General features: G+C 71.5%; 21 protein-coding genes. 4 read left to right on the plus strand and 17 right to left on the minus strand.

Annotated features, from left to right (window positions below; genetic code table 11):
• Positions 1-20: 20 nt before the first annotated feature.
• The 13 genes from ABZ027_RS31960 to ABZ027_RS32020 form a co-directional block, all read right to left on the minus strand.
• Positions 21-1,526 (minus strand): hypothetical protein, encoded by a 1,506-nt coding sequence (locus ABZ027_RS31960; protein WP_356774381.1) that lies wholly within the window; start codon positions 1,524-1,526, stop codon positions 21-23.
• 82 nt (positions 1,527-1,608) lie between these two features.
• Positions 1,609-2,157, minus strand: a complete 549-nt coding sequence (locus ABZ027_RS31965; RefSeq protein ID WP_356774383.1) for a hypothetical protein — start codon at positions 2,155-2,157, stop codon at positions 1,609-1,611.
• Positions 2,154-2,540: a hypothetical protein gene (locus ABZ027_RS31970; protein ID WP_356774385.1), complete on the minus strand. Its 387-nt coding sequence runs from the start codon at positions 2,538-2,540 to the stop codon at positions 2,154-2,156. The genes ABZ027_RS31965 and ABZ027_RS31970 overlap by 4 nt, the downstream gene beginning before the upstream one ends.
• A 25-nt stretch (positions 2,541-2,565) precedes the next feature.
• Positions 2,566-2,964 carry a hypothetical protein gene (locus tag ABZ027_RS31975; protein ID WP_356774387.1) on the minus strand — a complete coding sequence of 133 codons (399 nt, stop codon included), beginning with the start codon at positions 2,962-2,964 and terminating at the stop codon, positions 2,566-2,568.
• A complete protein-coding gene (locus tag ABZ027_RS31980; RefSeq protein ID WP_356774389.1) occupies positions 2,961-3,722 on the minus strand; it encodes a hypothetical protein in 762 nt (253 codons plus the stop codon). Before ABZ027_RS31980 ends, ABZ027_RS31975 begins: the two co-directional genes overlap by 4 nt.
• A gap of 4 nt (positions 3,723-3,726) precedes the next feature.
• Positions 3,727-4,815 carry a DnaB-like helicase N-terminal domain-containing protein gene (locus ABZ027_RS31985; RefSeq protein ID WP_356774391.1) on the minus strand — a complete coding sequence of 363 codons (1,089 nt, stop codon included), beginning with the start codon at positions 4,813-4,815 and terminating at the stop codon, positions 3,727-3,729.
• Positions 4,812-5,366, minus strand: coding sequence for a DUF1643 domain-containing protein (locus ABZ027_RS31990; RefSeq protein WP_356774393.1), 555 nt, complete (start codon positions 5,364-5,366; stop codon positions 4,812-4,814). The genes ABZ027_RS31985 and ABZ027_RS31990 overlap by 4 nt, the downstream gene beginning before the upstream one ends.
• Complete coding sequence (locus ABZ027_RS31995; RefSeq protein ID WP_356774395.1) at positions 5,363-5,785, minus strand: DUF4326 domain-containing protein; 423 nt, start codon at positions 5,783-5,785, stop codon at positions 5,363-5,365. The genes ABZ027_RS31990 and ABZ027_RS31995 overlap by 4 nt, the downstream gene beginning before the upstream one ends.
• Positions 5,782-6,978: a DNA cytosine methyltransferase gene (locus tag ABZ027_RS32000; protein ID WP_356774397.1), complete on the minus strand. Its 1,197-nt coding sequence runs from the start codon at positions 6,976-6,978 to the stop codon at positions 5,782-5,784. Before ABZ027_RS32000 ends, ABZ027_RS31995 begins: the two co-directional genes overlap by 4 nt.
• A complete protein-coding gene (locus ABZ027_RS32005) occupies positions 6,975-7,259 on the minus strand; it encodes a hypothetical protein (protein WP_356774399.1) in 285 nt (94 codons plus the stop codon). The genes ABZ027_RS32000 and ABZ027_RS32005 overlap by 4 nt, the downstream gene beginning before the upstream one ends.
• The gene (locus ABZ027_RS32010; RefSeq protein WP_356774401.1) at positions 7,256-7,543 is read right to left on the minus strand and encodes a hypothetical protein; all 288 of its coding nucleotides are present in this window, start codon (positions 7,541-7,543) and stop codon (positions 7,256-7,258) included. Before ABZ027_RS32010 ends, ABZ027_RS32005 begins: the two co-directional genes overlap by 4 nt.
• Positions 7,544-7,636: 93 nt before the next feature.
• Entirely contained in the window at positions 7,637-7,771 is a 135-nt protein-coding gene (locus ABZ027_RS32015) for a hypothetical protein (RefSeq protein ID WP_356774403.1), read from the minus strand.
• Positions 7,772-7,776: 5 nt separating this feature from the next.
• A complete protein-coding gene (locus ABZ027_RS32020; RefSeq protein ID WP_356774405.1) occupies positions 7,777-8,106 on the minus strand; it encodes a hypothetical protein in 330 nt (109 codons plus the stop codon).
• Positions 8,107-8,449: 343 nt separating this feature from the next.
• Here ABZ027_RS32020 and ABZ027_RS32025 point away from each other — a divergent pair, with 343 nt between their 5' ends.
• From ABZ027_RS32025 to ABZ027_RS32040, 4 genes are all read left to right on the plus strand, one after another.
• A complete protein-coding gene (locus tag ABZ027_RS32025; protein ID WP_356774407.1) occupies positions 8,450-8,773 on the plus strand; it encodes a chromosome segregation ATPase in 324 nt (107 codons plus the stop codon).
• The gene (locus ABZ027_RS32030) at positions 8,770-10,713 is read left to right on the plus strand and encodes a hypothetical protein (RefSeq protein WP_356774409.1); all 1,944 of its coding nucleotides are present in this window, start codon (positions 8,770-8,772) and stop codon (positions 10,711-10,713) included. The genes ABZ027_RS32025 and ABZ027_RS32030 overlap by 4 nt, the downstream gene beginning before the upstream one ends.
• 219 nt (positions 10,714-10,932) lie before the next feature.
• Positions 10,933-13,287, plus strand: a complete 2,355-nt coding sequence (locus tag ABZ027_RS32035) for a TraM recognition domain-containing protein (RefSeq protein ID WP_356774411.1) — start codon at positions 10,933-10,935, stop codon at positions 13,285-13,287.
• A gap of 8 nt (positions 13,288-13,295) precedes the next feature.
• Positions 13,296-13,979 (plus strand): hypothetical protein, encoded by a 684-nt coding sequence (locus ABZ027_RS32040; RefSeq protein WP_356774413.1) that lies wholly within the window; start codon positions 13,296-13,298, stop codon positions 13,977-13,979.
• A 76-nt stretch (positions 13,980-14,055) separates the two neighbouring features.
• Here the strand turns inward: ABZ027_RS32040 and ABZ027_RS32045 are convergent, their stop codons facing one another.
• The 4 genes from ABZ027_RS32045 to mobF all read right to left on the minus strand — a co-directional run bounded on the left by ABZ027_RS32045 (position 14,056) and on the right by mobF (position 21,399).
• Positions 14,056-15,093 carry a hypothetical protein gene (locus ABZ027_RS32045; RefSeq protein WP_356774415.1) on the minus strand — a complete coding sequence of 346 codons (1,038 nt, stop codon included), beginning with the start codon at positions 15,091-15,093 and terminating at the stop codon, positions 14,056-14,058.
• A complete protein-coding gene (locus tag ABZ027_RS32050) occupies positions 15,090-15,761 on the minus strand; it encodes a plasmid partition protein (RefSeq protein ID WP_356774417.1) in 672 nt (223 codons plus the stop codon). Before ABZ027_RS32050 ends, ABZ027_RS32045 begins: the two co-directional genes overlap by 4 nt.
• A 105-nt stretch (positions 15,762-15,866) precedes the next feature.
• A complete protein-coding gene (locus ABZ027_RS32055) occupies positions 15,867-16,295 on the minus strand; it encodes a hypothetical protein (protein ID WP_356774419.1) in 429 nt (142 codons plus the stop codon).
• Positions 16,296-16,371: 76 nt separating this feature from the next.
• Positions 16,372-21,399 carry a MobF family relaxase gene (mobF, locus tag ABZ027_RS32060; RefSeq protein ID WP_356774421.1) on the minus strand — a complete coding sequence of 1,676 codons (5,028 nt, stop codon included), beginning with the start codon at positions 21,397-21,399 and terminating at the stop codon, positions 16,372-16,374.
• Positions 21,400-22,140 lie beyond the last annotated feature (741 nt).

A 22,140-nucleotide genomic window follows, 5' to 3' on the forward strand; every position in this document is an offset into this window, starting at 1 on the left:
TCCTCCCCTCGTGTCGTGCGTCAGGTTCCGCTGGGCGCGTTGTGCAGGTATTCCAGGCGCTGCTGTGCCACCGACAGGTGCCGGCGGTCGAGCGACGGCAGGGCGCGCAGCAGGCTGATCAGCTCGGGCCCGCACTCGCGGGCGTGCCGCGGTTCGCTGATCTGCGTCCAGCAGTAGTGGGCGCTCTTGGCGGTGTTGAGGACCTCGGGGGCATCGGGCGACTGGTGCGCGAGGCGGGTCCGCCCGGCACTGATCCATAGCTGTGTCGCCAGCACGAAGTTGCCCTGCTGCTTGGCGAGGTCGGCCCGGATCTCCACCCACTGGGTGGCTTGCGGCGAGTCGATGCCGTACGTCTGCAGCGTGTGCGTTTCCCACGCCTGGGCGAGGCGCGCGGCCTCGTCGAACTTCCCCTGCTGCGCAAGTCCGTACACGTAGGGGCGCGGGTCCTGTAGGGCCGGTGCGGGCTGGTGCACGACCGGCTGCTGGAGCGGCACCGGGGCCTGCTGGATCAGTGCCGGGGCCTGGGCCGGTACGTGGTGCGCCACGACGGGCTGCTGCGTGTGGGGGTGGGCGGCTCGGACCGGCTGCTGCTCGGGGGCGGCGTGCTGCCGTTGCTGTGGGACCGGGGCGGTCGGCGGCGGGAACTGCAGGGACGCGCCCGCCGGTTCGGCCAGGGTTGGCGCGGTGGGGGGCACCGGGGCTTGGGGCTGAGGGGCAGGCGCTGGAGCGGGCGCGCGGCGCTCGCGCAGCTCCTCGGTGAAGTTTGTGTCCCCGGCGAGGATGCGCTGTACGGTCTGGGGCTGCCGTGTGGCGGCCTGCTGGGCGGCGTGGCGGGTGGCGATTTCCGGAGCGGCCAGCTCGGGGGCGGTGGGCACGATGAGCGTGCCGGGCGGCAGGGCTGCGGCGCCTACGGTCAGCGCGTGCAGCCGGGAGTTGGTGGGCCGCTGCTGGTTGCGGCGCAGCTGCTCGATCCAGACCCGGGTGTAGGTGCTGACGCTGCTGTCGCTGCTGGTGAACCCGGGCGGGGCGATCGTGCCGTACACCTCGACGGAGCCGGGGGCGGGCAGGGAGCCGTACTCCTGCAGCAGGGGCCAAGCGCGTTTGTCGGCTGCGGCGTCGAGCAGCACGGTGGTCAGGCCCGGCGGGCGCTGGCGCAGTTCGGTGCCCAGCCACTCCCACGGCAGGGCCGTGTACCGGGCGGTGGACACAGTCGTGCCGGCCAGTGCGAGGTAGAGCTGGTGGCCGCGCCGGTCGACGGTGAGGCGGCCGGAGAGGTAGACCAGCAGCGGGCCGGGGGTAGCCGCAGCGGCGCGCAGCCGGGTCAGCAGGGCGTTCTGGTCGCGGACGCCGTCCAGATACGTGGTGTCGCTCGGGACATCGCTGCCGAGTAGGACGGGTACCGGGACGATCGACAGGGCGGCCAAGTTGGCGCTGGGCTCGATCTGGACGGTCCGGCGGCGCATGGCAGCGTCTCCTGCGATGAGTAGTACGTGTCCTCGCTGCTGCTCCGCCCCGTTGATCTCCATGTAAATCACCGTACTCACCAACAACGACAACCCCGACGGGGTTTCCGCCGGGGTTGGTGGGGCTCGTTGCGCTTCTTCAGGTTCAGAAGTCGATGTCGAGGCTGTCGTCTGCGACGGTCTCCGGGGCGTCGCCCGGGTGGGTGGGCTCCTCCGTGGGCCCCAGCGGGCGGCTGAGGAGGTGCTCGGCGACCTGGTCGCCCAGGACCTCGCGGGCCCGCTGGTCGCCGTGCTCCATGGCCTGCCTGAACAGTGCCTGATTCTCCGGGGAGTTGCTGAACACGTCGTACTCGGGGTGCTGCTTCCAGAACTCATCGACGGCTGCGTCCCGGGCGTCCAGGGTGGCGCGCTCGACCGGGTCGAAGTAGCCGGGATTGGCGGGGATCGCGCCGGCGGCCTCGGCTGCGGGCAAGACTTCCTCGGCCCATACGCACGCTGCGTGCTCCGGGTCCAGGCCCGACTCCGCGATGTACCGATCGCGCTGGTCTTCGCCGTATCCGGCGGCCGTCAGCGTCTGCTGATACGCATCCTGCAGCTGGCTGTGCTCCACCACCTGCTCGGCGGGCACGGTGACCGGTGCCCACGGGTCGCTGGGCTCCGGCTGCTGCTCGCCGTTGTGCTTCTCGCCGTTCACAGGTCGATCTCCTCGTCGTCGTCGCGGTCGCGGTCCTGGCCGTTGTCGGCCGGGGGCTGGGTCGGCTCGAAGGTGCGGGGGTGGGCGGCGTGGTCCAGACCCCGGGAGGCGAAGCCCTTGTCGCCATCGCCGCGGTGTTCCTTCTCCGCCTCGGCGACCTCGCGGTGGTCGGCGCCGGCCGCGTCGACCAGGTGCCGGGCGTGGGCGGCCTGCTGCTGGTAGGCGTTGACGTCGGCCTGAGTGACCTTCTGGCCGGACGCCTTCTTCGCCTCCAGCTCGGCGGCGGTCCGGTCGAGCTGGGCGAGGGCCGGAAGTAACCCGGCGACCTCCTCCTGGTGGGTGCGGACGTCCTGGTCCTCGGTCTGGGTGTCGTTCACTGTCATGTCCCTTCTTTCCGGTGTCGGGGTCTCAGAAGTCGATGTCGAGATCGTCGTCGACCTCCGGCGGCGCGGGGCCGGCATCGGGTTCGTCGCGTACGAGTCGTAGGCGCCGCTCGGGCCGGGGTGCGGCCTCGGGTTCACGGGTGGGCTCGGGCGGCCACTCGGCACCCTTGGGGCCGTGCACGGTGACCTCCTGGCCGGGGTGGATCTCGGCCTGGACGTGGCCCCGGTAGACCAGGGAGCCGCCGTCGAGGAACTGCAGCGAGGGGTGGGTGCGCGGGTCGTCGGAGGGCTTCACGGCGTCGCGCTCGGTCAGCGGCTTGGGGTCGACGGTGTGGCCGTCGATGGACAGTCCCTTCGGGGAGACCTCCACGACGTGGCCGCGCCACTGCCTGACCAGTCGCCCGACGGCGGCGGTGGGCTTCACTGCTGCCGCTCTTCGCGCTCGGCGGCGGTTAGCTCGACCGGGGCCTCGTGTCCGGCGGCCTTGAGCAGGGCGGCGACGTTCAGCTCATCGCCGGGGGCGACGGCGCGGGTCTCGCGGGCGTCGCTCGCGGCGACCAGTGCCTCGACGGTCTTGCTGATGGCCTCGACCCGGGCCACCTCGGTGCGGTGCTCCCACACCTTCTCGGCAACGCGGGTCTGCCCCTCGACCATGGCGACGGCCACCTGGGTGCGACCCTCGGTCTCCGCCATGACGCGCTCGTGGCGCTGCTCGCGCTCCAGACGGCGGTCGCCGCGCCACAGCGGGGCGCACACCGCGTAGACGGCCGCGGTGCCGACCAGCCACAGCAGGGCGCGCAGCGCGGAGTCCGGCGTCCAGGCGGCCACGCCCAGCAGGGCGAGGGTCCCGCCGGCGGCGAACGCGCACCGGGTGGTCTCCGCCTCGCCATGCTGCTTGGCGGCCGACACGGTGCCCGCCGCGGCGGCGAGGGCGGCCAGCCCTCCGCTGATCCACAGCGGCTGGGTCGAGCCGTCGGGCAACTGCTCGTGCCAGCCCCACGCCAGCGCGGTCGCCGCGGTGGTGACCAGTCCGGGCGCGAGGCGGCCGAAGTGCTCCCACAGGACGCGGCCGGCCGACTTCACCGGCGGCAGGGGCTCGACGCTGGGCAGGTAGAGGGCGCTGATCTGCTGCTCGCGGCTGATCAGGTAGGTGGTCGGGTCGAAGGGGGTGGGCTCGTTCATGGGGTCACATCTCCATCTCGTGCTGATGGGCGGGGGAGTCGGGGGTGTGGGCGGGAGCCGCTGGGGCGGGCTCCTTGTCGCTGGCCAGCTCCGGCTCGCGCTCGGCGTGCTGGATGCGCTGGTGGTCGGCCTGGACCGGCTCAAGGGCCTGCCCGGCGTGATCGACCAGGGCAGAGACCGGCAGGGCCGGGTGGCGGGCGTAGTTGCGCAGGTCGTGACCGGCTGCGTCGAGCCGGTCGAGGGCGGCGGTGTGCAGGACCTGCTCGGCGGCGTAGGCGGCGGTGCCGCCCATCCCGGCCTCCTGCAGCTCCGCGAGGACCTGGTCGCTGGGCTGCGGCCCGGGGTGGCGCTGGGCCTCCCACGCGACGGTCAGCGGGTCGATCGGGGCGTGCCGCTCGTCGAGCGTGCGCATGGCCTGGTAGACGGCGGCCAACTGCGGGTGGGAGAAGTCCCGGTCCTCAAGCCAGCCGGTGACCTCGCGCAGCTGGCGGGGTTCGTAGAGCAGCGAGGCGACGGTCTCGCCCTCGGCTTGCAGGTCGATCCGGGCCCGCTCGGTGCGGGGCACCGGGGTGACCGGCTCCACGGGCTGGGTGTCGAGCAGGTTGCGCACCGTCTCGGGTGCGGTCTTCCAGGCGGCATCCAGTTGGGCGAGGCGCTGCCCTGTCCTGTCGGCCTGCTCCAGCACCTTGAGTGCCTGGTCGACCTCGGCCTGCCGTGCGGTGTCCCGCAGCGTCTCGCCGGCGTGCTCGACCGCCCGGTGGATCGCGGCCTCCAGCACCATCCCGCCGTACAGCGGGGCGGTCTGCGGGTTCGGGCAGACGCTGGCGTTGGCCAGGTTGGACAGGCGTGACGGGGTGAGGGTCTGCCGGATGCCCGGCTCCTCGATCTTCGCCACGGCCGCGGTGACTGCGGCCGGGACGTCGTTCGGGGCGACCTTGGAGAAGTCGATCGAGTGCAGCGTCTGCCACAAGGCGGCGTAGTCCGGGCGGGAGAATGTGCCCGGCGGTACCCAGCGCATTGAGGGCAGCGCCTCGGGGCGGTGCAGCATCGCCCCGAGCAGCGCTTCCTCGGCCTTGAGCGTCAGCTTCTTCACCGGGCCACCCCGCCCGGCTCGTACGGCTGCAGAGGCGCGTTCGCCCGGAGGTACAGCGGGTGGCGCGGGTGCCCGGCCTTGGTGGTGCCCAGGGCCCACAGCCGCGCGCCGTGGGCGGTGAGGGCCTTCTCGACGGTGGCGGCCCGCTGGAGCCTGCCCCATACTCCCCAGCCGACGGTGAGGTCGTGGGCGGCCTCGGCGAGCAGCTGCAGCAGCGCGTCGTTGTCGGTGCCGACGGTGTCGAGCAGCCCGGTGGTGAGGATGCTGGGGTCGGTGGACCGGACGGCGAACAGGTTGGCCAGCACCAGCCCGCCGTGGCCGTCACGCTGGGCGAAGCCGACCAGTCGCCGGACCGTGGGGTCGTCCTGGTCGGCGGTGGCCATCGACGGGTTGACCAGGACGTACACGCGGTGCGTGCCGGGTGCCCAGGTGCGGGTCAGGGCGTAGCGGTGGACCAGGTCGGGGCTGAACACGGCGGTGCCGGCGGCTCCCTGCTGATGAGTCAGACCCTGATCGGCGGCCCATGCCTTGATCTGCTCGGGCAGTGTCACGGCGTCACCTCAGCCGCGTCCGCCAGCTCGGCGAGCACGCGCGCGTGGCAGGGCCCACCCTCGGGGCACCAGCAGCCCAGCCGCTGGCCCTTGAGCCGGGGAAGCTCGCGCGCGACCAGGTCCCGGTGCTTGTCGAGCCACACGCGGTACTTGGCGACGACGTCCTCGGCGGTGCCGTGCTTGCCGACCACGTACGGGTTGGCCAGCAGGTGACCGGCGAGGCGCCACCCGCCCTGGTACATAGGGCGGCCGACGTAGACGACGTCCTTGATCTCGGGGTCGTCGCGGCGGCCCTTGAGGCACACCACGGTGGTGGGCCCGGCGGGGGCGGCCTGCTCCTGGTGCTCCTCCTCGAAGAGGTCGAAGCCCAGCTGCAGCCCGCCGTTCATCTCGGGATCGAACCGTTTGGCGGCGCTCATGCCAGCACCTCCCGGACCCGCTCGGCCAGCCAGCGGGCGGACGGGGGCGGGAAGGCGTTGCCGATCTGCCGGTTGACCTCGGTGCTGGTCCCGGCGAACTGGTGGGAGTCGGGGAAGCCCTGGCCCCGGGCCTTCTCCCGGTTGGTGAACATCCGCACCCGGCAGTCGTCGAGCGTCGCGCCGGCGGGCTCCACGTACATGTGGTGGTTGCCCTCGGCGGTGAACGCGGGCGCGGCCTCGTCCAGGCTCTGAACGGTGCTGTGGTTGCGCAGGATGACCAGGAACGGCTTGCCCTCGAACCGGCGCAGCCCCAGCTCGACCTTGGCCCGGGTCGTCGCGGCGTACGGGCGGAACTTCTTGCCCGCCTTTCCGTCGCCGAAGCGGCGGGTGGGCGCGGACAGGTCCAGGACGTCGCCGATCGGCCGTGTCAGCGGGACGACCTCGCGGTGCCCGCAGCGCCGGTTCGGGCAGATGTACCGGTACCCCTCGCCGTACGTGGCGGTCTTCCGCATCCGCGGGCGGGCCCACTGCTGCATCGCCCGGACGTCGCCGCAGTGCTCACACACGGCCCGGGGCCGGGGCCGCAGGTCGGGGCGCGGCAGACCCTTGCGGGCGAGGACGAACGCGATGCGGTGGCGGTGCTGCGGCGCCGCGGTGAAGTCCTCGCCGTCCAGGTGCGCGGCGTCGAAGGACACCAGCGTCGGGAACTTGCCCAGCTTGTCCCAGATCCGCAGCCAGTCGTCGAACAGGTCCCAGCGGGTGGCGAAGCCGGGGACGTTCTCCCCGACGATGACGTCGTACTGGCCGCACTCCTCGGCGCGGATCAGGTCCCACGCGGTGGCTCGGGTCTGCGACCAGATGGCGGGCCGGGCCTTGAGGTCGTCCTGCTCGACCACGTCGTCGGCTTCCTCGACCGCGTCGTCCAGGGTGGCCACCTGCGGGGCGCTGTTTCCTCCCGCCGGGGCGGCCTCCTTACAGATCGGGGAGCCGACCAGGACGCGTGCGTACGGCAGGCGCCGCATGTCGAGCGTGTGGACGTTCTCGCACTCGGCGCGGACGCCGGGGAAGTTCAGCCGGACGGTGGCGACGGCCGGCGGGGCGTGGTTGAACGCGGACCGCGCGCGGAATCCGGCGGCACGGAAACCGTCGAGGTCACCCCCGCCCCCGGTGAACAGGTGATTGGCCGTGGTCACGCCAGCCCCCGGAACGCCTTGGCGATGCCGATGAGCACGATGGCCGTGATGACGACGGTGATGACCGTGCCCCGGCCGCTGGCGGTGACGACCTTGACTAGCTGCAGCGGCACCTTGACGGCAACGGCCACGATCGTCGCCACGTAGGTGAGAAATGCGGCGCCGATGACGTTGCCGATGCCCGTGCCGACGTGGACGGCGAGCAGCGCGGCCAGCGTGCCCGCGACGACCGCGACCAGGGCGGTGATCCGCTCGGCGGTGAAGCTCTCGGTGGCCTTCATCGGGTCACCGCCAGCCGCGCGGCGGGGACGAAGGTGCGGAAGTCGGCGGACTCGACGGCAAGCAGGCAGGCGCGCATGTGGGCGGCGGCGGTCTCGGGGTGCTTGCCGTACTCGTAGGCGACCTCGGCGACCGCGGCGGCGGCGCCGTTCGGGCCGAGTCGGTCGGCGGTCTTGTGGACCAGCTCGCGGGTCCGGGCCGGGTTCTTGGCGAACTCGGACTGCGGGGCCTGGGAGACGAACAGGAACGTGGCGAGCGTCGTGGTGACGCGCGAGGTGGAACGCACAGCAGCCTCCGGCAAGGGAGAAGAAGAGATAGGGGTCCGGCTCGACCCGGGCGGGGCGGGTCGCTCATCCGCCCGGGTCGAGGTGGGGAGTGGTCAGCCGTTGCCCTGGCGGGCGGCCCGCTCGGCGGCGGCGCGCTGGGCGGCCTCGGCGGCCTCCTGAGCGCGGCGCAGCGCCTCGCTGGCGGCGGGGTCCTGGATGACGGCGGTGGTGCCGATCACGGCGCGCACGACGGTCAGCCGACCAGCAGCGCGGTGCGCGAGTGCGGGCGCGCGGGCTCCGGGGAGTCCTGCCGGCCGTCCCGCTCGTGCGGGGTCGGGCGCATGGGCAGCTGCGGCTTGGTCTCGGCGTGCACCGGGTTGTCGCAGGTGACGACACCGTTGCGGGTGACGACGCTCTCGAAGTCGCGGCAGTCGCGGCACTTCGGGCCGATCCGCCCGACGACCGCGAGGCGCGGGCCGGTGACGACCGGCAGGGCGCGGATGCCCTCGGGCGACAGGCGCAGGGCCGGGAAGTCGTCGACCGTGACCTCGGCACCGGGGATGAGGCTGAGAGAATTACGCACGGAGATCCCTCCAAGTCAGGGGTGTCCCAAACCCGGGAGGCGTTCGCTGCGCCTGTCCGGGGTTGGCCGGCGGCTGCAACCGCTGGCCGGAGAGAGGGTCAGGGCCTGCAAGCCCTGGCCCTCTCTCGCTTGCAGAACCAACATAACCCCCAGACCTTTGAACTTCAAGACCCTTGAACTCTTGGAGTTTTGTAGTTAGGTTGATCTCGACACCGAACGAAGGGAGTGACGGATGGGACTCGCACCGGTCCGCGAACGATCCCCGGTACGGCGCGCAGTGCCGAACCCGTGGACCCATAACCTCTTGGAGTCCATGACTCCACGACCCCAAGGGGGACCACAAATGGCGGGCAACTCGGCGAAGCGCAAGGCCGTGCAGTCCGAAGAGCGGCCCAAGTGGGTGCCGCTGCGCGAGGACCAGCACAGCGAGCTGTCCACCATCGCGCGGGAGCTGATGCTGTCCCGGTCGCAGAAGACAGAGCGGCTCACTGAGAACACCGTGATCCGCGTGGCCGTCGACCTGGTGATCCGGCACCCGGAGCTGCTGGTCGGCGACACGGAGGACGACCTGCGCACGAACATGCTCGGACGGTTCGAGCAGCTGCTGGAGCGGGAGCGTGAGCTGCTGTCCGCCGGCGCCGAAGGGGACCCGGGGGAGGGTCAGTGACCTCAGCAGCCACCAAGCCCATCGACTGGCGGGGAGCGGCCGAACGGCTCGTTAACGACACCCCCACCTGGGCGCTGGCCGTGATCGGCGGCGCCGTGCTCATCACCGTGCTGGTCGTCGGCTTCCTGACGCTGTCCCGGCTCAGCAGCCGCAAGACGGAGCGGGAGCAGCACCGCCGCGAGGTCCTCGCGCTGGCGAAGGAACAGGGCCAGCCCGCGCCGGCGGAACCGCTGCGGATGGACCCCAAGCCCCTCCTCGGCGGCATCGCGGTCAGCCTGTACGGCCTGTGGGGCTTCGCCACCGGGACGCTCGACCTGCCCATGTTCTTCGCCATCGGCTTCGTCTCGATGTTCGATGTGCTGGAACTGCGGCTGTTCGCGCTGATGTACAAGTCGGCGGACCCGAACAAGGGCTGGACCCCGCAGCTGCGGCTACTGCAGGCCACGGCCTGGGGCTTCGTCGCGGCCTCTGCCATCGCCAACATCGCGCACGCACCCAACGCCATCGCGGCGCCTTTCATGGCGCTCATGCCGATCGGCGCGGCCTGGGTCATCGAGCTGGACCTGCGTCGTGCGTTGGCTGGCAAGGAAGCGGAAGAGAAGCCGCAGCAGCAGGGCACCAAGCCTGGCCCGTTCCGGCTCGCTGCGCTGCTCTGGCGGCGGCTGTGGGCGTGGTGCTTCCGCGTGGCCGGCCTGGACGTGAACGACCGTGCCGACGAGATGGTCCGCCGGGCCCGCGCCCGGGACGCTGCGGACGCCTCGTACGAACTGCGCAAGGCGCTCAAGGAGAAGAAGAAGCTGGAGGCGGCCGTCGGCGGCACCGTTGTGGTGCGCGGCCGGGGCAAGGTCTCGGAGGAGCAGAAGCGCCTCGACGCGCTGAACCGGGCGCTGGAGAAGAAGATCCGGCCCAAGGCACAGACTGCACTGGAGCTGGCGGACACTCAGGACCCGGAGCAGGGCCTGCAGCTCATGCAGCGGATGGCCTGGCTGACCCGTGCCGACGACGTCGCCCTGCTGGACTACGGCCCCGACAGCACCGCCATGGAGCTGCTGGAAGAGCTGAACATCGCGGCGAACGCCGACTTCGTGAAGTCCCGCAAGCGGGCGCAGGAAGCCGACCAGAAGGCTGCGGAGGCGGAGGAGATCCGGCATAACGCCGAGCAGGCGGTCGCGGAAGCCGCGGAGCAGCTGGCGGCTGTGGAGAAGGTGCTGGAGGAGACCCGCAAGCAGGCTGAGGAGTCCCAGCAGAAGGCGGCGGCCGAACGGGAGGCGGAGGAGAAGCGCCTCAAGGCCCTGCGGGAGGAGCGGACGCGGCTGGAGTCCAGCGACGCCACGGCGGCCCAGCTCTACCAGAAGACCGCTGAGGAACTGAACGCGCTCAAGGGCCAGGTGATCGGGCTGCAGGAAGAGCGCGGCAGGCTCACCACCGCCTACGAGCAGGTACAGAAGCAGGCCCGGGAAGCCAGCGAGAAGGCGCTGCGCCTCGAAGGGGAGCAGCAGGCGCTGACGGTCCGGCTGGAGACCCTGCAGGCGGAGAGGGCGCGGTTCGAGACGGAGGCCACCAACGCGCTCAAGGAAGCCGACGAAGCGCGGAACGCGACGGAGGAAGCCCGGCGGGAACTGGTGCGGCTGCAGGGCCAGCTGACCGCGCTGGAGAAGGTGCAGCAGGCGGTGCCGGCGCGGGTTCCGGGCAGTGCCCGGGTGCAGGCCACGGTCGACGAAGACCAGAAGGCGACCCGCGAGCAGATCCGCGCGGCGCTGGAGAAGAAGCTGACCCCGGAGCAGCGGGAGCTGTCCCAGCGGGAGCAGGCGGTCCTGATCGAGCCGCACGTCTCGGTGAAGGCGGACTCGATCCGCCGGCACCTGCGGGCCATCGCCCGGGAGAACCAGCCCGAAGTGCCGGGCCAACGGCTGGCCGACGACGAAGACGACGACGAGTGAGCGGGGGAGTCGGCGGAATCTATCCCCTGGCGGGCAATCTGCCCAGGTCCTCCCGCCAGACGGGAAGCCGCGCAGCTGTGCGCGACAGGACCGCAACGATCGGTGAAATCCATGCCGTACTTGTCAGTGCAGCGACGTATACAGACAGGAGTGGCCCCGGTGGTGCATGAAGAGCTTGGCGGCTACAGCACCCCCGGGGCCCCGAAGGAAAGGACCTTCGTGAACGACAACAGTAAGGCCAGCATCCTGACCGACTCGACCAACCAGCCCGCCCCTGAGGCGTCGGACACCGCCGTCCTGGCGGCCGGGAAGCCGAAAGAGGGCTGGAAGCCCGTCGAGGGCGACGCGCTCAACAACACGCTGTTCACCCCGTGTCCGGTCTTCCACCGGCCCACCGTGCGGCTGACGGCCCTGACTGTCCCCGCCACCCTGCTCGCCGCCGAGACGACGACACAGGACACTGATCCCGGCGGGATGCTCGGCACCATCTTCGGGGGCTTGCTCGACGCCGGAGGCACGGCGTTCGAGGCACAGCCGCTGCTGGCGACGGCTATGACAGTCGGCCTCGTCGGCGCCGGGTACATGTTGCTCAAGGGCGAGTTCGACTTCACCCGCGAGACCGACGGGTTCGCCCCCAAGAGCAAGCTGCGCGAGGCGCTCGGCGCCCCCCAGCTGGTCAAGAAGCGCAACGTGCTGCGCCCCAGCCTGGCGAGGGTGCCGGCGCGGAAGGTGGACACCAACGCGGTCGGCACCTACCTGGGCAAGGATCGGAAGACGGGCCTGCACCTGTACATGGCGATCGAGGACAGCTCCGTGATGGTCGCCCCGCCCGGCGCGGGCAAGACGGCGAAGCTGGCCAACTGGATCATCGACGCACCCGGCGCGGTCCTGGCGACGTCGGTGAAGGTGGACATCGTCGATCTGACGGAGAAGCTCCGGGCCCGGGTCGGCCGCATCCTGATTTGGAACCCGCAGGCCATCGGCGGCCGGGACTCGAACGTGGCCTGGGACCCGGTGATCGGCTGCTCCGACCCAGAGCGCGGCGTCGAGCGGGCGATGCGACGCGCCAACTACCTGCTCGACGGCTCTGACGCCACCCGTGGCGTGGAGAACCGCAACTTCTGGGAGACGGCCAGCTACTCGGTGCTCAAGGCGTTCTTGTGGGCGGCCGACGCTGAGGGCCTGACCCTGCTGGACGTGGCCCGCTGGTCCAAGAGCTTCCGCAACCACGAAGCCATCGACATCCTGGCGAAGTACGAGCACCCCGACCCCTACGACCCGACCCGGCCGGTCGCCCCGCGCGGCTGGAGGGACGACCTGCTCCAGGTGCAGAAGGTCGAGGGCAAGCCGACCACGGGTGAGAACGTCTTCGGGACGCTGTCCAAAACGTTCATGTTCCTCGACACCCCGCAGGTCCAGAAGGTCATCGAGAACGCGCACATGGGCGACGGCCTCTTCGACATCCGCGGCTACCTGCAGTCGCAGGACACCCTGTATCTGCTGGGCCGGGACACCGGCCGGGGCGGCATCGGCCCGCTGTTCAGCTGCCTCACGGGTGAGATCTACGAAGCAGCCCGGGAACTGGCGCCGCTGCAGCGCGGCGGACGGCTGGACGCGCCCTGGTCGCTAATCCTCGACGAAGCAGCGCTGATCTGCTCCGTGCCGCTGGAGAAGTGGACCTCGGACAGTCGCGGCCTGGGCATCGCCATCCACGCGGTGTTCCAGTCGCGCTCGCAGATACGGGAGCGCTACGGCCGGGAAGCAGCGAAGACGATCTGGACCAACATGGTCAAGCTCGTGCTCGGCGGCCTGGCCGACGAAGAGGACCTCAAGGGCCTGTCGGAGCTGTGCGGTCGGCACAAGCAGAAGCGGGAGTCGCAATCGAACTCCCCGGGCCCGGACGGCACCATGCGCCAGTCTTCCTCGTACACCTGGGTCGAGGTCGACACCATGACCCCTGCGGACATCATGAACCTGGAACCGGGCGAGATCCTGGTGCTGCGCCGCAACATCGGCGGCCCGGTCGTCGTCCGCTACGTCGCCGTGTGGGACCGCAAGGACGTCAAGGCCGTAGAGAAGCAGGAGAAGCGGGACGCGAAGGCGCAGCTCAAGGCACGCAAGCGCAAGGGCTCCACGGTGCCCGCGGACACCACGCCCGTCGCGGCTCCGCTGGTCGAGGACCCGGGAGACCTGTGGGCCCCGCCGGAGCCTGCCAGCCCGTGGGCGCCGTCGGCTGCTACCGGTGACACCAGCCCGTGGACGGCGGACCCGGCGGGCAGCGGCTGGGCGTCCGGCCCGCTGCCCGGCCCGCGTGACCACCTGCAGGTCGTGCGCGGCGAGGTCGTCCCGCCGGTACCTCCGATGCCGGAGCACCCGCCGGTGATCCCGGAGCAGCCGGACTTCGCACCGACCCGGCACCTGGAGCAGGTGCCGCCGCAGGCTGAGCCGCAGGAGCAGCCCGGGGCCGTGCAGGCGGCGGTGCCGCTGCGCAAGACCGGCACTGACGACGCGGCGGCCAGCACGGACCCGTACGCCGGGTTCGAGGACGCTGACGACGACCTGGGCGGCCTGTGATGGCGGAGATGAAGCTCGACCCGATGGAGATGCTGCTGCGGCTGACGGGTGACCTGTCGGCCGTGCGCACCCGCCTCGCGGAGCTGGAGGATCAGAAGCTCGGCGAGGCGCTCGACGGGCTGGACACGAAGGTGGGCCAGCTCAAGGAGACGCTGGCGGCCGTCGTCGAGGCCGTCCGGCAGATCCAGGCGGACCCGGAGGAAGAGGAAGCGCCCGGCTGGCCCGGCACCACGCCGAACTGGATGGACGACCTCGACCAGGAGCAGGCCCGGATCCTGTGGGACTGGCTCACGGAGTGGTGCCAGAACAAGCTGTGGCCGTTCTACGCCCAAGAGGTGTGGAAGCCCTGCTGGTACAAGCACCCGCGGCTGCGCATCGAGCTGACCTCCCTGTGCGCGAACTGGTACTGGTCGTACACGAAGGGGGCACCGCCCACCCGGGTCTCGGAGTGGCACGCGAGGTGGTGGCCGCACGTCGAGAAGGTCCTGCGGGAGGAACTGAAGAAGTGCGGGATGCCGCGCGACGACCTCAAGAACCCCAAGCACCCGGTGCCGGTGCCGATCGTGCCCACGGAGGACAACCCGAACCCGCCGGCGCCGCCGTTCACCGAAGAGGACTTCGCCGAACCGGGCTTCCTGGCGGCCGTGGAGAAGGACATCGCCCGGCGCCCGGCGCCGGAGGAAGCTGACTGAGCTGCAGCAGCCACCACGCGGAGGGGGAGTCACCCAAATTTGGGTGACTCCCCCTCCGCGTTGCCCGGGGCTCGCCCTACCGGCCCTTGAGGATCTCGTCGGCCGCGTCCGCAATGGACAGGGCCGCGGTGCTGATGTCCTTCAACGCCTCGGTCGGCGCGTCGTGCAGGGCGCCCGACTCGATCCTGGCCAGCAGCCCCTGCAGCAGGTCGCGGGTCTCGATCGCCCGGTGCGGGGGCGGATCGTCCACGATCTCCGCATCGACCACCGACTCGTCGCCGGCCGGGACCTCGCCGGTCGAGTCACCCAAATTTGGGTGACCTCCGGTCTCGGGGCTGCTCTGCTCCTGGGCGGCGGTCTCGACACCCGCCGGGACCGCTTCCTTCTTCCTCGACCGCGTCGGCTTGGGCTTCGGCTTCGCCTCGATGGCTCGCTGGAAAGTGTTCGAGGTCGTCAGCGCCGGTGGCTCGGCGGCCCGCGCCAGCTCGACCAGGCCGTCGACCACGTCGGCCGTGACGCGGTGACGGCGCTCTGCGGCCCACCCCCGCAGCGCGACGTACGCGCGGGCGGTCACCTCCTGGCCGTGCTGCTTGACCATCGGAAGTAGCCGGTGGACGTGAGAGTCGGGGATGGCGCGGGGCCGGTCCTGCTGCTCGGTGATGGCCTTGAGCAGGGGCCACTGCTGAATGCGCCGGTTGACCTCCGACTCCGACTCCCCGAACCGGTCCTGGCAGTAGTCCGGCCACGTCCGCCCACCGTGGCGGTGCAGGCGCCGGGAGCGAACGGCGTGCGCGGCCTTCCACTTCATCCACTCGGCCCGGTTGCCGTTGGCGAACGCGGCTTCGCAGTGCCCCAGCTCGTCGACTTCCTGGGGCGTCAGGTCGCCCTCGACGTCGACCTCGACCTCGACGGGCTCGGGGATCAGGTCCGGCGTGAACGGCTGGGGCCGGTACGGCTCCGGGGCGGCACTCGGCGGCGACAGGTCGACCTCTCCGGCCGGGGCAGGGACGGCTGGGGCGGCGGGCTCGGCCGTCTCCGTCTGCCTTTCCGCCTGCCGGCGTGCCTCGGCCGCGGCGGCGCGCTGTGCTCGAATCTCCTGCCGGGTGGGACTCATCGGCGGACCTCCTGGTCGCCAACGGGCAGCAGCCCGCGCTGCTTCATCTCCGTCACCAGCGCGCCGAACGCCGTCTTGGTCGCCCCTTCCACCGGGGCCCCGATGGAGTCGCCGAAGCGCTCGCTGCGCGGGATGACCGTGGTGAACACGTCGTATCCCTCCTTGGTCATCTCCTCGCGGTAGTAGCTGGTCGACGACGCGTTCGCCACGGTGCGGTTCAGCAGCACCCACGTCTCGGGCTTCCTGCCGGTGGCCCGCAGAGGAGCGCTGCTGGCGAGGATGTCTTTGAACGACTTGGCGGTCTCCGGCTCGACGATCCGCTCCCAATCGGCGGCGGTCGGCGACATGTGCAGGATCACCAGGTCGGCGATGCGGAGCACAGAGTCCGCGATGAAGATGTGGTTCTCGGTGTGTCCGCAGTCCACCATCGCGATGCGCTTCCCCGTCGGCGGCACGACCTCTTGATGGAACTTGGCGGAGGCCTTCAAGTGCACGGGGAAGGCGAAGTTCCCCTTCTCCGGCTGGCTCCAGCTCCAAAACTGCTTACTGTGGTCGGCGTCGTACCCCTCGACCTCGTAGCTTTCCTCGTCCTCCAGCAGGGCGTGCGACAGCCACCCGGTGTCGGTGGTCTTGCCTGTAGTGCGGGGCGACATGTTCGCGATGAGCATGGCGGGAGCCTATGGGCACAGCCGAGATCAACACATCACGGACGCCCGCTTGATACATGAAAACCCGCCCCCGGCTGGGGGCGGGCTCGTGGGCGTGCAGGCTTGTCAGGTCTCCCACACTGCCCAGGGCTGGTCCTGTGTGGCGCCGCGCAGCCACATCGCCGCGTGCTGCACGCCGTTGGCGTACCGGCGGCGGGGGCCTCGCATCGCGGCCTCGGCCTGGTCGTCCTCGGCCCGCAGCTGCCGGGCGTCGGGGATGCCGGCGGCGCGGTCCGTGATTGGGCTCGGGCCCTGGCCGACGGCCCACCGGTAGGTCGCCCGTACGCCCTCGTGGAACTCTTCCAGCTGGTAGCCCGTCCGCACGGCGTGCTCGATATTGTCGAGCAGCGCGGTGACCTCGGCCAGCGTCCGCCTGCCGACCAGTGCCTCGGCGGGCGGCGTGTCCGGCGGCGGCGGGGTCATCTGCTGCGCCGCGGGTCCTCCGGCCGGCGGCGTGGCGCCCGGCCCGTTCCACATCGTCGGGTAGTCAGCCATAAGGGCACGGTAGCGGGCGGCACAGACAGATGGCAGGCCGTAGGAAGGGCCAGCGGTTGCTCCGCTGGCCCTTCGGCTACATGTCGACGTCGAGGTCGATCTCCGGCGTGGGCGGCGCCGGGGGCTCCGGAGCGGGGGATGCGACCGGCTCCGGCTCGGGGGCCGCGGGCTCCGGGGTGGCGTCGCGCTCGGCTCGGGCCAGCTCATGGCCCAGCCGCTCGTAGTCCGTCCCGTACCCGCCGAGACCGGTGTCGCGGCGCTCGCGCTCCACTTCCTCGGCCTGCGGCTGCTGCCGCTCGGCCTCCTGCTGCCGCTCGGCCTCCTGCTCCCGCTCCTGGGCGCGCTGCTGCAGGATCTCCTGCGCAATGCGGGCCTGCTCCATCGCCTCCAGCAGCTGCTGCTCGACGGACTGCGTCGGGGCCGTCGGAGCGGCGGGGGCCGTCGGGGTCTCGGGCTCCTCGACCTCGGGCTGCTCGGGGGCGCGGCGCTCCAGCTCGGTGCGGGCGAGGTCGGCTTCGTCCCGCACGGTCTGGGTCTCCTCGACCCATGCCTCGCGGACCTGCTGGATCTCCTGGTACCGGCTCGCGCGGTCGCCCATCGTCTCGGCGATGTCCCGGCTGGTCTGGGCCCGGTCGAGGGTCTCCGTCACCAGGTCGCTCGGGTCGATCTCGGCCTGCAGCGTGGGCACCTGCTGCAGCGCCATCGACTGGGCGAGGGCCTGCTGGTGCTCGTTGTAGCCGGTCGCGGTCTGCGCCTCGTGCATGGCCTGGGTGACGCGCTCCTCGTGCTCGGCGGCCTCCTTCTCCGCCTGCTCCTGGGCGTGCAGCTCCATCTGCACGGCCTGGTCCTTGAAGTCGCGCGCCGCGGTGAACGCCTTCTGCATGTCGTCGGCGACGTACGGCGGCGCCCACTCTTCCTCGCGCTCGGCACGCTCGATCATCTGCCGCAGCGTCTCGTCGGACGCGCGGGCGATGTCGGCTTCCTTCTCGTCGACTCCCAGGGCCCGGCGTGCGCGCTCCCAGTCGGCGCGGGCCTCGACCGAACCCTGTGGCGGGGCCTGCCCGATGGCGTTGGTGTCGTGGTCGTAGCCGTGGGCCTCGCGGTAGCGCTCGACCCGGCCGGCGCGGCGCTCCCAGTCGGCGCGCTCCGTCGGGTCCTCGGGCACCGGGCCCAGCCGGTCGATGGCCCATGCGGGCTGCTGCTCGGCGACGCGCTGGCCAAGCCGCTCGGTGCGCTCGTCCATCTCGACGGCCCACTCCTGCAGGAAGCGGCCCAGATCGCCGTCCAGGTCCGGGGTGCGGGCCCCGTAGGAGTCCATGGCCTCCCAGCGGGCTTCGCGTTCCTCGGCCTGGCGCCGGGCGACCTCCTGGTCCTGACCGGCGTGCAGCACCTCGACGTTCTGTGCGTACGCGTCGTTCTGCCGCATCAGGTCCTCGAAGTGCGGGTGCACCTCGGGCTCGACCGGCTCGGGGGCGTCGACCAGCTGCTCGACGTCGGCGTCCGTCATCTCCTCGGCGGCCCGCAGCGCGGCGGCCAGCTCCGCCTCCTGGCGCTCGACGGCCTCCGGGTCGGGGCCGGCCTGCAGCGTCTCGACCCCGGCCTGGGTGGCGAGGGTCTGCTTCATCAGCTCGGCGTGCGGGTCGCTCTGCTGCGCGGCCTCGGCCAGTCGCTGCAGCTCCTCCGGGTCGACCGGCGCCTGCCCGGCCTCGACCGCGTCCTCGACCTTGCGCTCCTGCTCGGCGAGGGCGGCGCGCTGCTCGGCCTCCTCGGCGCGGACCTGGTCGCGCTCGACCAGGTTGTACGCCTTGTTCAGCCGGTCGTGCAGCACCTTGGCGACGTCGTCGGCGGTCTCCAGCTCGCGGGAGCGGGCAGTGCGCACCAGCAGGTCCTCGGCGTCGAATCCCTGCTCCTCGACGTGCCGGGCCAGCCGCAGCAGGGAGCCGAACGCCTCGCTGCTGGCGCAGCGCTCGTAGTCCTCGATGCTGATTGCCTGCAGCAGCGCGTTGCCGAAGCGTTTCTCGGCGTCCTGCTCCTTCACGCCCGACCACACCGGCTCCAGCACGGCGAGGTGCTCGCGGCGCTCCAGCTCGGCCTCGATCGTCTTCGTCGCGGTCAGCTCCAGCCCGCTGCGCTGCAGCGTGGAATCCAGCACGGCGAGGTGGTGGGGGATCTCCTCCTCCTTTAGACCGTCGCCGTCCCGGTGGGTGATGACGTATCCGAAGTTCTCGACCTCACCGCGGGTGAGCATGACGTACAGCGCCTCGCGGTTGGTCGAGTCGGGATCGACCAGGGAGTGGCAGACCCCCACGGTGCGGCCCTGCGCGCCGTGGACGGTCGCGGCGTAGGCCAGCTCGACGTGCTCCTTCACGTACGCGGCAGGGAGGTGCATCTGGGAGCCGTCCTCCAGCTTCACCATCAGCGCCCCGTTGTCGCTGATCCCGGTGACCTCGGCCACGGTGCGGTTCACCGCGAAGCTGCCGTTCTCGGCCGTGACGTTCCGGTTGTTGCGGCGCAACTGGATCAGGTCGCCGACACCGGCCTTGGTCTCGATGCCGTGCTCCTCGCGCCCGGTGCGCAGCACCACGCCGTCCTCCTGGACCTTGCCCGCGCGCACCAGGTCGGCGCGCACCCGGGCGGACAGCTCGGCCACCTGGGCGTTGTCCTGGGCGATGAGCAGCGGGTTGCGGCCGTCGAGGTGGTCGGTCAGCCATGCCTGGTAGGCGCGCTCGGTCATCTCCTCGGCGGACCCGCCGCGCCACCGGCCGTGCAGCTCGTAGGCGGCCAGCGCCTCGCTGTCGCCCTCGCGCAGCTGGAGGGAGGCGTCGGCCTCCCACTGCCGCACGGTCTTCTCGCCGGTGACCGGGTCGGTGTCGCGGAAGCGGCGGACCTCGTCCAGGACGTGCACGCCGGGGGCGTCCTCGACCCACTGGGCGAAGATGCCGCCCGCGCCCACGGCCGTGAGCTGGTGGTGGTCACCGGCCGGAACGCACTTCGCGCCGGCGGCCTCGATGAGCTCCCGGACCTGGTCCATGTCGGCGTTGTCGGTCATGCCGGCCTCGTCGACGATGACCAGGGCGCCCGCCGGGATGCGGTACTTCTCGGCGTTGGCGATCGGGCGGCCCTCGGCGATCGACCGGTTGGCAATCAGCATCATCTCGATGTTGGCGACGTTCTCCACGCCCTCGTCGCGCAGCACCTCGGCGGCGCGCTGGCCGCTGGCCAGACCGATGACCTTGCGGCCCTCGTGCGACTCCCACACCTCGGTCAGCGCGGCGAGCGTGTAGCTCTTGCCCGCGCCGGCCGGGCCGACCAGCAGGTCGACCTTGCGGCCGGAGGTGGCGGCGGCCCGGACGAAGTCGGCCTGGCGGCCCTTGAGCCCGCGGCGCTGGATGACTTCCTCGACCAGCTCGCTGGGCACGGTCGGTGCCCCGCGCTTGCCCGCGAACTCGGCCAGTCGGTCCTCGGTGCGCAGGGCCTCCTCGGTGGCGTACCGGTCGAAGGTGTCGGGGTTCGGCTCGTACTTGAAGGTGCCGTCGGTGCGCTGCAGCTCGGCGGGGATCTCGACCAGGGCGGGCGCCTTCGTGAGCACCACGCCGTTGTCGGCGGTCGGGGAGAGCGCATCGTCGGCCAGCTGGTTGAGCAGGTCGCGGACCTGCTGACGCTCCAGCCCGCCCAGCGTGTCGGGGAGCTGACGGTTCAGCTCGACCAGCAGGTCGGGGCGCGTCCAGGTGGGCTTCGCCTCCTGCACGGCGGCGATGGCGCGGCGCTGGATGACCTCGGGGTCGAACGCCTTGGCCGGGCGGTGCAGGTCGTGGATGGCGGACTCGTCGGCGATCCGCTCGGGCACGTCGGCCAGCGACTCGCGGAAGCGGGCTTTGCTCGACTCCTCCCAGCGGGTCAGCAGCTGCTCGCGCGTGACGGCGTCGTGCTTCTTGGCCGCGCGCTGCTTGAGGCTGACGTCCTCGCTGATCCGGGCCAGGGTGTAGGCGGACGGGGCGGCCCCGTACTTCTCCTCGAACGCCTTGGCGACCTCGGCGACCTCGGCGGTGATGGCGGTGCGCCGGCTGCTGAACGAATCCCGCAGGTCCTGGTCCACGCCGACGATCTCGCGGGCCTTGCCGTCCGGGCGCATCTGCACCCGCCAGCCCAGCACCCGCTCCAGTTCCTGCTCGGCGACGCGCTCGGCGAGGTGCCCGGCGGCCTGCTTGTGCCGGAACAGGCCCGTGCCGTCCAGCGCCCGCCACACCTCGCGCTCCTGGCTGGTGACCGGGTCGACGTCCACGCACCGGACCTTGTTCAGGACGGCGGCGTGGACGTGGAGCTGGGGGTCGTCCTGCCTGCTCGTGTGCTGCGCGAACGCGGCCACGATGAACTTGTCGGCCTTGACGTACTCGCCGCTGGTGCGGCCGTCCTTGCTCGCTCCGTGGTGGCCCTTGCGGGTGTATCCGGCTTCGTCCTGCATGTGCTCCAGGCCGGCCTGCACGCCCGACTTCCAGCAGTCCCACAGCTGGTCGGCCTGGCGGCTGAACTTCTCGGCGCTCTCCAGGTCCCCGGCGTCGCGTGCCTCGGCGGCCTTGACCTGCAGCGCGGCGTGCGCCACCGACCAGGACTTCGGGGCGGAGAACGTCAGGTCGTAGTACAGCTTCGCGCTGGGGGCTTCCTTGCGGGTGCTGATCTCGATGGCCTTGACCTGCTCGGGGCTCAGCACCCCGCCCGGGGCGCGGGCCTCGGCGGCGGCGAGGTTCTTCTCGAGCCGCTTCTCGTACGCCTTCTCGTAGTTGCGCGGGGCGTCGCCGAGACGGCACTCCTTGCGGATCTTCTTCTCCGCCTGGGCGTACTCCTCGCTGCCCTCGGGGTGCGGGATCGCGGCCAGCCGGGCGTACATCTCGTCCCGCTTCCGGGGGTCGGTGAAGTCGCTGTACAGGTCCTCGAAGACGTCGTTGGCGACCTCGCCGGTCAGTCCAAGGTCCGGGATGCCGTCGCCGGTCCAGTAGCCGGGCGGCTCCCCCTGCAGCTCGATCGAGCGCAGGTAGTAATGCTCGGTACCGGCCCCGACCGTCTTGGTCAGGTAGCCGGGATCTGAGCCTGCACTGATCGACAACATCGGGACTCAGAGTAGGCGGTTTTCAAGATCAACAACAGCCATTGGGTCGTGATGCATAGGTGTGGGGGTTGATGTAGTGAGCAGGGGAATTACGGTGTGTTTAGGTGGTACGGATGATCAAGGGAAGAGAAGGGGTCCTAGGTCCGGGATCTGCAGAGGGTCAAACTGGGTCGCTACGGCGGCGGACGAGGGTCAGTCCTGCGGCCTGTCGGGCCGCAGGACTGCCTGCATCGGGGGGCCTCGGCCGTCATGGCGACGCGCACGGTTTGTAGCGAAATGTGCCGATCGGCGGGCACGGCCCGCACCGGTCACCGGCGCCCGCGTTGGGGGAGCGCCCGCCGGGCCTGGCGTCGCGCCAAACAGGGGCGGCACTGGCCCCGCCCGGCGCCCGTGCGCTACGGTCGGCGGCGACGACTTCGACCCCCGCCGGGCTCCCCGGCGGGGGTCGACTGTTACCGAGTGTCGGGGGATCGGCGGCGGCGGCGGCTGCGCCCCACCCCGGCCGGCGCGCTCGGCGGGGCGCTGGCTCCCCGGGGCCCGGTCGACACTGCGTAACCGAACCCGGTGGGGCCGTGCCCCACCCCACCCACCCGCACCGCGTGCTCGGAGCGCGGTCGGCCGGGCTCCGCTGGGGCACGACGGGGCGCCCTGCCGCACGCGGCGGGGAATCGGCGTGGGGCACGGAGGTGGGGACGGGGTTGCCGGGAACGGGCAGTGCCCCGGGCTCGGTGGGGACGAGTG

It is taken from the genome of Streptomyces sp. NPDC006332, from assembly GCF_040612855.1.
Taxonomy (GTDB): Bacteria; Actinomycetota; Actinomycetes; order Streptomycetales; family Streptomycetaceae; genus Streptomyces.